At 46.3% G+C, this 11,941-nt stretch carries 10 protein-coding genes; 2 read left to right on the forward strand and 8 right to left on the reverse strand.

The features are described 5' to 3' along the window. Positions 1–3: 3 nt before the first annotated feature. The 8 genes from E0E16_RS10420 to rimP all read right to left on the reverse strand — a co-directional run bounded on the left by E0E16_RS10420 (position 4) and on the right by rimP (position 10,082). Positions 4–1,242 (reverse strand): aminotransferase class V-fold PLP-dependent enzyme, encoded by a 1,239-nt coding sequence (locus E0E16_RS10420; protein WP_130830253.1) that lies wholly within the window; start codon positions 1,240–1,242, stop codon positions 4–6. An 11-nt stretch (positions 1,243–1,253) separates the two neighbouring features. Continuing rightward, a complete protein-coding gene (gene sufD, locus E0E16_RS10425; protein ID WP_130830254.1) occupies positions 1,254–2,597 on the reverse strand; it encodes a Fe-S cluster assembly protein SufD in 1,344 nt (447 codons plus the stop codon). Between the two features lie 92 nt (positions 2,598–2,689). Further along, positions 2,690–3,445, reverse strand: a complete 756-nt coding sequence (sufC, locus tag E0E16_RS10430; protein ID WP_130830255.1) for a Fe-S cluster assembly ATPase SufC — start codon at positions 3,443–3,445, stop codon at positions 2,690–2,692. 22 nt (positions 3,446–3,467) lie between these two features. Next, positions 3,468–3,809: a hypothetical protein gene (locus tag E0E16_RS10435; protein ID WP_130830256.1), complete on the reverse strand. Its 342-nt coding sequence runs from the start codon at positions 3,807–3,809 to the stop codon at positions 3,468–3,470. Positions 3,810–3,863: 54 nt separating this feature from the next. After that, entirely contained in the window at positions 3,864–5,309 is a 1,446-nt protein-coding gene (gene sufB, locus E0E16_RS10440) for a Fe-S cluster assembly protein SufB (protein WP_130830257.1), read from the reverse strand. A gap of 149 nt (positions 5,310–5,458) precedes the next feature. Next, a complete protein-coding gene (infB, locus tag E0E16_RS10445; RefSeq protein ID WP_130830258.1) occupies positions 5,459–8,302 on the reverse strand; it encodes a translation initiation factor IF-2 in 2,844 nt (947 codons plus the stop codon). A 45-nt stretch (positions 8,303–8,347) separates the two neighbouring features. Continuing rightward, positions 8,348–9,610 (reverse strand): transcription termination factor NusA, encoded by a 1,263-nt coding sequence (gene nusA / locus E0E16_RS10450; protein WP_130830259.1) that lies wholly within the window; start codon positions 9,608–9,610, stop codon positions 8,348–8,350. A 4-nt stretch (positions 9,611–9,614) separates the two neighbouring features. Next, positions 9,615–10,082 carry a ribosome assembly cofactor RimP gene (rimP, locus tag E0E16_RS10455; protein WP_130830260.1) on the reverse strand — a complete coding sequence of 156 codons (468 nt, stop codon included), beginning with the start codon at positions 10,080–10,082 and terminating at the stop codon, positions 9,615–9,617. A gap of 440 nt (positions 10,083–10,522) precedes the next feature. Here rimP and E0E16_RS14450 point away from each other — a divergent pair, with 440 nt between their 5' ends. Further along, positions 10,523–10,903: a hypothetical protein gene (locus E0E16_RS14450; protein WP_130828438.1), complete on the forward strand. Its 381-nt coding sequence runs from the start codon at positions 10,523–10,525 to the stop codon at positions 10,901–10,903. Between the two features lie 32 nt (positions 10,904–10,935). Continuing rightward, entirely contained in the window at positions 10,936–11,781 is an 846-nt protein-coding gene (locus E0E16_RS10465; RefSeq protein WP_240048166.1) for an IS3 family transposase, read from the forward strand. The last annotated feature ends 160 nt before the right edge of the window (positions 11,782–11,941 follow it).

Genomic DNA, 11,941 nt, shown 5'->3' on the forward strand with positions numbered 1-11,941 from the left:
CGATCAGAACATTTTGATGACACGCCGAACGCCCTCAACAAACGATTCAACCTCCTCCTTCGTGTTATAGAGCGCGAAAGATGCCCTGACCGTGCCAAGGATTCCGAAGCGTTCCATGAGCGGTTGGGCGCAGTGATGTCCCGTACGCACGGCAATGCCCAAGCGGTCGAGCAGCGTACCGAGGTCCATGGGGTGAATGTCGCCCACAAGGAAACTGACCACGGCATCGTGATGATTTTCCCCAGACACCTGTGCGGCATTGGGAACACCAAAGAAGCGAAGGTCGGGAATATCGCGCATGAGCCGCACGGCGTAATCGGTGAGTTCCCGCTCATGACGACTTATGTTGTCCATACCCAATCGGGAGACATAGTCGATGGCGGTTGCCAATCCATGGGTAGCGATGTAATCGGGCGTACCGGCTTCGAACTTCAACGGTGGGCGTTCGAAGGTAGTCCCACTGAAGCTCACGGACGCAATCATTTCGCCTCCCCCCTGATAAGGCGGTAGTTTGTCGAGCCACTCTTCCTTACCATAGAGTACACCAACGCCGGTGGGCCCATAAACCTTGTGTCCACTGAAGGCGAGGAACTCGCAATCCAAGTCGCGCACATCCACCTTGAAATGAGGAACGCTCTGCGCTCCATCAATCATCACGGGGATGTCTTGTTCATGAGCAAGACGCGTAATCTCCTTCACCGGATTGATAACGCCAAGCACGTTGCTGACATGGGCAATGCTCACGAGTTTCGTTTTTGGGGTGAGCAGTCTCTGAAAAGCTTCCATATCAAGAATGCCCTCATCGGAAATGGGGATTACTTTCAGTACGATTCCCTTCCTACTTGCCAGAATTTGCCAAGGCACGATGTTGGAATGGTGCTCCATGTTGGAGACAAGAACCTCATCTCCGGGTTGCATAAAGCCCTCTACGAAACTCGATGCCACAAGGTTCAGACTTTCCGTGGTGCCTCGGGTGAACACGATTTCCGAAGTGGAGCGAGCGTTCAGGAACTTACGCACGGTTTCGCGGGCAGCTTCGTGGAGGTCGGTGGCTTGTTGCGACATCCAATGAATGCCTCGGTGCACGTTGGCATTGACATTCAAGTATTCTTCGCGCATGGCATCGAGCACGCAGAGCGGTTTCTGAGTGGTCGCGGCGTTATCAAGATAAACCAGTGGTTTATCATAAATCTTACGGGAGAGGATGGGAAAATCCTCGCGCACTTTATTAATATCGTACATAACTCAAGACTTTATCGACACAAACTGCAACCCTGACACTTCGCCAGCTCTCCACGAAATCGTTTTTCCACCAAGTGATGAAGCCGGTCGCGCAAGGGAATGAGCTGCATCTTATCGATCACTTCATTGACAAAAGCAAATTCCAAAAGGAGTTTAGCCTCGCGTTCGTCTATTCCACGCTGACGCATATAGAACATGGCGGCATCGTTGAGTTGTCCGACCGTGGAACCATGATTACATTGAACATCATCGGCATAGATTTCCAACATGGGCTGCGAATACATGTGCGCCGTCTTGGAAGCACATAGGTTTTGGTTCACCTCATGGGAAAAGCTCTTCTGTGCATCTTTTGCCACATAGATAAGACCTGCAAACGCACCGACGGCTTTATCGTCCAACACATATTTATAAAGTTGGTCGCTGGTACAATGTCCCGCATCGTGGCGAATGACCGTGTTGTTATCAACGTGTTGTTCCTTGTCGGCAATGACGCAACCATTGCAAGAACACTCTCCGCCCTCACCCTTAAAGACAAGGTCGAGCTTGTTGCGAGTAACGCCGTTGTGCAAGGTTATCACATTGTGATTGACACTGCTGTTGCGTTGTTGCTCAATGTAAACATTCGAAAGGCGAACGTTCTTCGCGTGGGTTTCTTCCAAACAGTTCAACTCAAGCCGGGCATTATCGCCCACGTAAGCTTCGATGACCTGTGTGGTTAGGAAGTTGAGGTCGTCAGCTGTATCATCACAAAAGAGCATGTCGGCTTCTGCACCTTTTTCCAAGATGATGAGCACACGTCGATTAACCATTAAGTCCACGTCCGCTCTCAGAATATTGATTACCTGAATGGTGCGACCCGCCTTTACGTTCTCGGGAATGTAAATAAACAATCCGTCTTGAGCCAACATTGTGTTGAGTGCCGTTACGGTGTCTTTCCCTGTTTCGGCTATCTTGGCGTAATGTTTCGCAATAAGCTCCGGTTGGGTTTGTGCTGCATGGCTCAGGCTATCGACAATAATGCCACCGGTGAGTTGTGCCTTGGGCAACTGTTTATCGTAAAACCGGTCGTTCACCACAAAATACAAGGAAGTGCTGAGGTTGGGCACTCCGCATTGAAAGGTCTTGGCAGGATTTACGGGGATGTCGAGTCGTTGCAGGTTCAGTCCGTAATTGGGTGCGAAAAGCCGGGGAATATTCGTATATTTATAGCGTTCCACTTTTTTTGTGGGGAAGCCCTGCGACTTGAAATCCTCAAAAGCCTTATCGCGAACCCTATTCAAAACATCGGCAGAATGTTTCATAATCATCTCCCGATTCTCGCTATATAGGTCGATATATTGTTTTTCGCTTTGCATTGTAACTAATTGTTTTAGAAGATGTTCTCAATGAAGAATACCGGAAAAGCCTCCAATGAGAGGCTCGCCGGAAGATAATCGGATTCACGATTCTATTTTCCGTCCACTTCTTCTCTTATCCAGTCGTAGCCTCTTTTCTCTATTTCCCGGGCAAGCTCGTGTCCCCCGGTCTTCACAATCCTGCCCTGATAGAGTACATGCACTACATCGGGCTTTATCATTTCCAAGAGCCGTTCATAGTGGGTGATGACAATGGTTGAAGTTTGAGACGTGTGCATCTTGTTCACTCCTTCCGCCACGATGCGCATAGCATCGACATCAAGTCCTGAGTCGGTCTCATCGAGGATGCTCAACTTAGGCTCCAACATTGCCATTTGGAAGATTTCGTTGCGCTTTTTCTCACCGCCCGAGAAGCCTTCATTGACGCTGCGGTGAGAGAGTTTTGAGTCGAGTCCCACCAAGTCGCGTTTCTCGCGCATGAGTTTCAGGAACTCAGCAGCCTTTAAAGGCTCCAGTCCCTCATATTGTCGCTTGGCATTGATAGCTGCCTTCATGAAGTTTATCATGCTCACGCCCGGAATTTCCACCGGATATTGAAAAGAAAGGAAAAGCCCTTCATGAGCTCTGTCTTCCGGTTTCATCTCTAAGAGATTTTTACCATTGAAAAAAGCCGTACCCCCGGTAACCTCATAGAGAGGATTTCCGGTGAGAACGGCACTTAAAGTTGATTTTCCGGAACCATTCGGTCCCATGATAGCATGCACCTCGCCATCATTGACGGTAAGATTGATGCCTCGCAATATTTCTTTTTCTGCAATAGTTGCATGCAGGTCTTTTACTTCTAACATAATGTTTTTTATATTTCTTTATTTATTCAAACAGCACTTGTAGCACACCGTTCAGTATATCGCAGACCAAATCCGTGGTATGATATCCGTCGCGCTCAATACGCCTCCACCTCTCCGCCTCATCCTGCGCTTCAAACAGTGATGGTGGGTCGGGCATATAATAAGGTCCACAACGGAAGGGGCGGGTGTCAATTCTTCGCGTGCTTACATTCTTTGGGCACATGATAGACGAAAGCTGCGGAATAGTGTCTTTCCGTACATTCAATTCAATAAGATATTGCTGCCAAGCCTTAGGCTGCCAACTTTGCGCAGAAGCAACGGAAGCGAGCAAGACAAACAAGAAGATTACCACTTTCCTTAACATATACTACCCTTTATTTCATTCTTATCGTTGTTTTTCCACATGAAAGAGCCATCACTATCCCACCGTTCCTTCCAAAGTAACGGAGAGAAGTTTCTGGGCTTCCACGGCGAACTCCATCGGCAGCTTATTCAACACATCTTTCGCATAACCATTGACGATTAATCCGATTGCATCTTCAGTGGGAATACCTCGCTGATTGCAATAAAAGAGCTGTTCTTCGCTAATCTTGGAAGTAGTAGCTTCGTGTTCCATGATAGCTGTGTCATTGTGAATATCCAAGTATGGAAACGTATGAGCTCCACATTTAGAACCTAAAAGCAGCGAGTCGCACGAGCTATAGTTGCGTGCGTTGTCCGCATTCGGTGTGGCACGCACAAGTCCGCGATAAGAGTTTTGACTGTGTCCGGCGGATATACCCTTAGAGATAATGGTACTCTTGGTGTTCTTTCCCATGTGAATCATCTTCGTACCTGTGTCCGCTTCCTGATAATTGTTTGTAACAGCGACTGAATAAAACTCAGCTTGTGAATTATCACCGCGAAGGATGCACGATGGATATTTCCATGTTATGGCAGACCCTGTTTCCACTTGTGTCCATGACAACTTGGAATTTACGCCACGAAGGTCGCCACGCTTTGTTACAAGATTTAGCACGCCACCTTTTCCGTTCTCATCTCCGGGATACCAATTCTGTACGGTAGAATATTTCACTTCCGCATTATTCAATACAACAATCTCCACGATGGCGGCATGAAGCTGGTTTTCATCGCGCATCGGTGCGGTACATCCCTCAAGATAGCTCACGTAAGAATTATCATCAGCTATGATTAGAGTGCGTTCGAACTGTCCGGTATTGATGGCATTGATACGAAAATAAGAGCTTAATTCCATTGGGCAGCGTACTCCCTTTGGAATATAAACGAACGACCCATCACTAAAAACAGCTGAATTTAGAGCCGCCGTGAAGTTATCCTTGTAAGGAACAACCGTGCCAAGATATTGTTTCACCAAATCAGGGTATTCTTTTACTGCCTCACCAATGGAGCAAAAAATAATTCCCTTTTCAGCCAATTGCTTCTTGAAAGTGGTCTTCACCGACACAGAATCCATGATGGCATCTACTGCCGTACCGCTCAGGGCGAGTCTTTCTTCCAAAGGAATGCCTAACTTATCGAAAGTTTTTTCCAACTCCGGGTCTATCTCCTTGTTTTTGGGTTTCTTTGCCAATGGATCGGCATAATAAGAGATGGCTTGATAGTCAATCTCAGGCAGTTGTAAATGAGCCCATGTTGGCATTTTCAGCGTTTGCCAATAACGAAACGCCTTTAAACGAAAATCGAGAAGCCACTCCGGCTCCCCTTTCTTTTGAGAAATAAGCCTGACAACATCTTCGTTCAGACCTTTCGGAATAATATCCGTATGTACATCGGTTGTAAATCCGAACTCGTATTTCTGTTCGGCAACCTTCTTTACATACTCGTTGCTATTTTTTTCTGACATTACTTTTTACCTATTATGACAGCATCAGACTAATCTTCCACTGTCTTTACACATATTTCCCGGAAACAAATAGCATGCCAAACGACATAGTTGCCACAAATGACAAACCGTCTTTCTTTCGTTTGCAGAGAAGAAAGACGGCTGACACACTATAGCTTCTGTTCTACTTCTATCTCGGTGAACGTTTCAATCACGTCGCCGGCTTGTATATCATTGTAATTAACGAGCGAAACACCACACTCCAATCCCGTGGCCACTTCTTTCACATCATCCTTATAACGTTTCAAAGCACTAATGGGAGCTGTATGAATAACGATGCCATCACGTATGACGCGACATTTGTCCTTATTATGTACCTTACCTTCTGTAACAAGACCGCCGGCTACGGTACCCACCTTTGATATCTTAAATACCTGCTGAACGTCAATCTGTCCGGTAACGACCTCTTTCTTCACCTTATCGAGCATACCAACCATGGCTGAAGTAACATCATCAATGGCATCATAGATTACCGAATAGGTATTGATTTCCACTCCATCTCGTTCCGCCAACTTACGAGCGTCTGCCGATGGGCGAACTTGGAAGCCTACGATGATGGCATCAGATGCGGCGGCAAGCATCACATCGTTTTCGGAAATCTGTCCCACTGCCTTGTTGATTACGTTTACATTCACTTTTTCCGTGGAAAGTTTGATGAACGAATCGGACAACGCTTCAATGGAACCATCCGTATCTCCCTTCACGATGATGTTCAATTCATGGAACTCGCCACGAGCGATACGATGAGAAATATCGGAGAGTGTCAAGCGAGTCTGTGTTCGCAAGCCTTGCTCTCGTTGCAATTGTTCGCGTTTGTTGGCAATTTCCCTTGCCTCCTGCTCGGTTTCCATTACATGGAAAGTATCGCCCGCCGTGGGAGCACCGTTCAATCCGAGAATGATTGCCGGCTCTGCCGGAGCAGCCTCCTCTATGCGCTGATTGCGCTCGTTGAACATGGCTTTGATTCGTCCCCATGAAGTTCCGGCAATAACGATATCACCCACTTTCAACGTACCGTTGGAAACGAGCACCGTACTGACATAGCCACGTCCCTTGTCCAAGGAAGATTCGATGATGGTTCCCGTAGCCTTGCGATTTGGGTTTGCTTTCAAGTCGAGCATCTCTGCTTCCAGCAACACTTTTTCCAGCAACTCTGACACGCCGATACCTTTCTTGGCACTGATTTCCTGACACTGGAATTTTCCGCCCCACTCTTCTACGAGCAAATTCATTTGGCTTAAATCCTCACGTATCTTATCCGGGTTGGCTCCCGGTTTATCAATCTTATTGATGGCGAACACCATCGGAACTCCGGCGGCTTGTGCGTGAGCAATCGCCTCTTTTGTGGTGGGCATCACGGAGTCGTCTGCCGCAATGATGATGATCGCAATATCAGTAACCTGAGTACCGCGTGCACGCATGGCGGTGAAAGCCTCGTGTCCCGGCGTATCAAGGAAAGTTACCTTTCTTCCGCTCGGCAAGGTTACGCCGTAAGCACCAATATGTTGAGTGATACCGCCTGCCTCTCCTGCAATTACGTTCGTACTGCGAATATGGTCGAGCAAGGAAGTCTTACCATGATCAACATGTCCCATCACTGTAACAATGGGGGCACGCGATACCAAGTCGTTCTCATCGTCCACTTCTTCGCTTACTGCCTCTTGTACCTCGGCACTGACGTATTCGGTCTTAAATCCGAATTCATCAGCCACCAAATTAATGGTTTCGGCATCCAAACGTTGATTGATAGAGACCATGATGCCCACAGACATCAAGGTAGAGATGACATTTGTTACCGGTACATTCATCATCGTTGCCAATTCCGATACGGTAACAAACTCCGTTAATTTCAGTATTTTGCTTTCCTTGCGTTCCGCTTTTGCCTCTGCACTCAAACGTTCCTGAACAGCATCGCGTTTTTCTCTACGATATTTGGCTCCCTTTTTATTCTGGCTTTTACTGGTAAGTCGTGCCAACGTCTCTTTTACCTGACGTGCCACAGCCTCATCATCCACCTCCAGCGGACGTTGGTTGCGGTTGCCGCGTGAACGTTTCGAGCCACCGGCGTTATTATTCTTTTTACCAAAGTTCTGCTTTCCACCTTGTTGGTTGGCAGCAGCATTGATGTCCACGCGTTCCTTATTTATTCTTACGCGTTTCTTTTTTCCTCGTCCGCTTTGAGCATTCTTCTCCTCGCGTTCCTTGCGGCGTTCCTCCTTTGTTTTCTTCTTGGGTCTTGTACTTTGGTTGATGGTACTTAGGTCTATCTTACCCAACACATTCACTTTCGGCTGATTGAGCATCTTCTTTTCATTCTGTGTTTGGAAGATGCCGTTGTTGTCAGACTCCATCTTCTTTTCGTTCTTTTGAACCTCTTCGTTCGTCTGCTTTGCCGTTGTTTCCGACCGGGTAACATCCGACTTGGGTTTATTGTTTTTTATGTTTTCGGTCTTCGTTACTTCCGTCACGGGCTGTTTTATGATTTTCGTTGGTTTTTCCACCTTTTCCGGTTCCGGTTTTTCTGATGATTTTTCAACTTTCCCTTCCTCCTTCACATTCTCTTTCGGGCTTACGGCAGTCCCCTTGGTTTTAGGTTCGGAAGGTTTCTGAGCAGCAGACTTTGCCACGGGGTTGTTCAATTGGTCGAGATCAATCTTTCCAATTGGCTTGAATTGTGGTCGTTTTGCTTTCAGCAGTGTCTCCGCCTTGTGCGAGGAAGTCTTCTGCGCATGAATCTTTTCCTTTTGTTTATTTTGGAAGATTTTTTCCGCATCGTTCTTGATATCCTTGTCGCCCTTAAACTCTTTCACCAACGCCTGATATTGTTTATCGTTGAGTTTGAAGCTAAGGTCGTTTTTCACTTCACCCAAGTCGTTTCTTCGTTCCAAGAACTCCACTGCCGTTTGGAGTCCTATGTTCAGTTCTCGAATTGCTTTGTTTAATCTGATGCTCATTAATATTTTTCTTTCTTTTTGAATGTTGGGTAAGAGAGAAGTCTCTTATCCCTCAAATTCTGCTCTTAAAATGTTCAATACGTTATCTACTGTTTCCTCTTCAAGGTCGGCTTTCTCTATCAGCATCTCGCGTGGTGCGTTCAACACCTGTTTGGCCGTATCCAGTCCGATGCTCTTGATGGCATCGATGACCCACTTGTCGATTTCGTCGGCGAACTCATCCAAATAGATATCCTCCTCTGTTTCTTGGTCGTTGAGTTCACGGAACACGTCGATGGTGTAACCGGTCAGCATACTTGCCAACTTGATGTTCATTCCGCCTCGTCCGATTGCCAGACTCACCTCTTCGGGTTGCAGATAAACTTCCGCTTTCTTATTTTCCTCATCAATGGTCAGGCTGCTCACCTTTGCCGGCGACAGCGCACGTTGGATAAAAAGTTTTGTATTGTCTGTCCAATTGATGACATCGATATTCTCGTTACAGAGTTCGCGCACGATGCCATGAACTCTACTTCCGCGAACGCCCACGCAGGCTCCGACGGGGTCGATACGATCATCGTAACTCTCCACAGCTATCTTTGCTCGTTCTCCGGGCATTCTCGCGATGCGTTTGATTGCAATCAGACCGTCGCTGATTTCCGGCACTTCCGCCTCGAGCAACCGTTCCAAGAACTCCGGTGCCGTGCGTGAAAGGATAATTTTCGGATTGTTGTTCTCATTGTCCACGCGAAAGATGACGGCACGAATGGTTTCGCCTTTTCTGTATTGGTCGCGTGGAATTTGTTCTCCTTTTGGTAAAATCAGTTCATTGTTATCTTCATCGACAAGCAGCACTTCGCGTTTCCAAGTTTGGTAAACCTCGCCTGAGATAATCTGTCCCACCCTGTCTTTGTACTTGTTATAAATGGAATCGTGCTCCAGTTCCAACACTTTTGAAGCCAAAGTCTGACGAAGGTTCAGAATGGCTCTGCGGCCGAACTTTGCGAAATCGACCGGTTCGGAAACATCCTCTCCCACTTCGTAATCGGGTTCTATCTTGCGTGCCTCTGTCAGGCTAATCTCCTTATTTTCGTCCTGCACTTCGCCGTCAGCCACTACGACGCGGTTACGATAGATTTCAAAGTCCCCCTTATCCGGATTGACGATAACATCAAAGTTCTCGTCCGAACCAAATTTCTTGGCAATTACGTTACGAAAGCTTTCTTCCAGAACGCTCACCAACGTCGTGCGATCGATATGCTTGTTAATTTTAAACTCGTTAAAAGTCTCGATCATATTCGGACGTTCTTCTTCTTTTCTTGCTGCCATAGCTTTACTTGAAACTTATTATATATTTTGTATATTTTACTTCATCCATCTTGAACGAATGGTCAACGTCCATCATCACGGGACGTTTTTTGCCTTCCACCTTTACCTTCTCATTGACAGCGACGACAAAGTCGTTCCCATCAACGCTCTTCAAGATTCCTCTTACTTTCTTGCGGTCTTTATCAAGCACCTCAACTTCTTTTCCAATGAAATTAATGTACTGCTGCGGAACTTTGAAAGGCTGTCCGAGTCCTGCCGAGCCTACTTCAAGCTCGTAGTCTTCCTCATCGCGGGAGAGATGGTCTTCTATGTATCTGCTCAACTCCACACAATCCTCAATCCACACCCCGTCGGCGTGATCGATTTCCACAATAATCTTGCTATCGGGACTTAACTGAACATCAACAAGGAAATAGTCTTTTCCTGCTAACCACTCATCAACAATCTTCTTTACAACGTTTTTATCTATCATACGCGTTTTAATATGAAAAATGAGGGACTTGCGAAAAGCCCCTCATTCCTCTGAACGTTGCAAAGATACGAATAAAATTGGTAATATCAAAAAAATATCTCACTTTTAAGAAAATATTAATATCTCATGGGGGAATTTGAGACTCATGAAAGGTTGTGCCCGCGTAAAACAAAAAGTGCTCGCGTGAAACTTATGGAACAAAACACCTTTCATCTGCAAACTTAAATCGACGACCGGCGTTCTTAAAAAACAATCATGCGAAAACCGGACTAAAAAAAATGTTTTATTTCCATATTCCGGTCAGAAAAATGATCTTCGTTTTCGCGACAAACCAAGCCACGACAAAGTCAATAAATTGCAATTTGCAACAGATTGCAAATCAGATTGTCTTATACGGATTTAGCTTGTCACAATTCTGACTATAAAAAAAGTAAGAAATTATGACAAAACGTAAAACCCCGCGCGAATTTTCGTATTCGTTCAAGCTGCAAGTGTTAATCGATTATTATTCTAGCGGTGCTTCTCAAGCGTCCATATTGCGTAAGTGGAATGTGTCTAGTGGTTCAATGTTCCAATGGCTGAAACGTTGGCCCGTTGATTCAAAATCGTTATCTTTGCCCTCGGAAGTAATCCAGAGGTATCGTATGGCTCATAAAGAAACGAATTTGACAGACAATGAGATATTGCGCCAGAAGATAGTGAACCTCCAACACGCATTGTCTTTGGAGAAGATGCGCAGCCGTGCCTATGAGAAACTCATAGAGATAGCCGAATCCGAGGAGGGTATCAGCATCTTAAAAAAAGATGGTGCCAAACAGTAACGGCGCTGCGTGAGGAGTTTCCCGGTGTATCCGTGGAATTCCTCTGTGGGCTGTTTGGCAAGAAACGCCAGTGGTATTACGCAAGCAGCAAGCTTGTGATTTCTGAGCGGCAAAGGCGTAAACTGATAGTTGACAATGTACTCTACTATCGTGCCTGCTGTCCCGGGATAGGCGGTGTGAAACTGCACGTCCTCCTCAAGTCGGAGCTAGGTGAAGATGTTACTCATGGTCGCGACTCCTTCTTAAAACTACTTGCTTCAGAAGGACTTATGCTTCCCAAGAACAAGCGAAGACGTACAACGGACTCCAATCATCCTTATAGGAAGTATCCTAATCTTGTACAAGGTGTTACGGCAATGTATGCTAACCACATTTGGGCAGCCGACATAACCTACGTTTGGATTTACGGCAACGTCCTGTACCTCCATCTCATTACAGATGTTTACTCACATGCTGTCATAGGCTGGTGCTTATCCGAAACCATGGAGGCTATAAATACGAAGGAGGCATTGCTAATGGCAGTTAAGGCAGCCGGAGGAGGCAACCTCTGCGGAACGATACACCACTCTGACAGAGGTTCGCAATACGCCTGCCACCTATATGTTGAAACTCTTATGTGCCACCATATCAGGGTTAGTATGACAGAACGGTACAATCCTACGGACAATCCTGTGGCGGAAAGGACGAATGGAACCTTTAAGGTTGAGTGGATTTACCAGCAGGAGATGTACCGAGATTATGACCAGGCCAACATGGAAATCTCCAAGGCAATAGCCTTCTACAACTACAGACGACCGCATATGAGCATAGGAATGAAATGTCCGATGGATGTCTATAGAGGCGAACAGCCCGGGAGAAATCTTTGGAAAAAGAGATAAATGCTTGCAAAAAAGAAAAATATAAAGTATCTTTGGAACGCCGAAAATATGGCGAACGACGGTCTTATGCCATCTTCACCAAAGGTCCCAGGGGGCATCGAGCCCCCTAAGACCTTGCCGAAAATATGACGGAACTTAGGTGTTGTCCATCTTCTTTTAT

The organism is Prevotella rectalis (assembly GCF_900607215.1).
GTDB lineage: Bacteria > Bacteroidota > Bacteroidia > Bacteroidales > Bacteroidaceae > Prevotella > Prevotella brunnea.

Coding starts and splice junctions, on each gene's coding strand:
- rimP (WP_130830260.1), bottom strand. CDS start 10,082: ATGATAGATAAAAACGTTGTAAAGAAGATTGTTGATGAGTGGTTAGCA.
- E0E16_RS14450 (WP_130828438.1), top strand. CDS start 10,523: ATGACAAAACGTAAAACCCCGCGCGAATTTTCGTATTCGTTCAAGCTG.
- E0E16_RS10435 (WP_130830256.1), bottom strand. CDS start 3,809: ATGTTAAGGAAAGTGGTAATCTTCTTGTTTGTCTTGCTCGCTTCCGTT.
- sufB (WP_130830257.1), bottom strand. CDS start 5,309: ATGTCAGAAAAAAATAGCAACGAGTATGTAAAGAAGGTTGCCGAACAG.
- infB (WP_130830258.1), bottom strand. CDS start 8,302: ATGAGCATCAGATTAAACAAAGCAATTCGAGAACTGAACATAGGACTC.
- nusA (WP_130830259.1), bottom strand. CDS start 9,610: ATGGCAGCAAGAAAAGAAGAAGAACGTCCGAATATGATCGAGACTTTT.
- sufD (WP_130830254.1), bottom strand. CDS start 2,597: ATGCAAAGCGAAAAACAATATATCGACCTATATAGCGAGAATCGGGAG.
- sufC (WP_130830255.1), bottom strand. CDS start 3,445: ATGTTAGAAGTAAAAGACCTGCATGCAACTATTGCAGAAAAAGAAATA.
- E0E16_RS10420 (WP_130830253.1), bottom strand. CDS start 1,242: ATGTACGATATTAATAAAGTGCGCGAGGATTTTCCCATCCTCTCCCGT.